The 227-nt window shown below is 70.9% G+C and carries 1 protein-coding gene; it reads left to right on the top strand.

Annotation, left to right across the window (positions count from 1 at the left end):
• The coding region (locus FJ658_RS16400) for a hypothetical protein (RefSeq protein ID WP_181408506.1) at positions 1–227 on the top strand (227 nt) is incomplete at both ends.

Below are 227 nucleotides of genomic sequence, written 5' to 3'. Positions count from 1 at the left end.
CACCGGCACCACCTCGACCCGCGGCGCGATCAACGTCAACAACGCCGCGACCCCGTGCGTCTCCGACAGCCAGGGCTTCTACCGGCAGCCCTGTGCGGCGAACACCGTCGTGGGCGGCACCGACCTCTGGAAGCTCCAGTTCACCAACGGCGGCAACATCGACGCCTCGAGCGCCTCGCTCGTCGACGTGCTGCCGACCCCGGGCGACGCCTACCTGCGCTCCGGTC

The sequence above is a fragment of the Schumannella sp. 10F1B-5-1 genome, assembly GCF_006517535.1.
Lineage (GTDB): Bacteria > Actinomycetota > Actinomycetes > Actinomycetales > Microbacteriaceae > Schumannella.
Note: the sequence above shows the minus strand (reverse complement) of the source record. Positions and strands in the feature narration are given on the sequence as shown.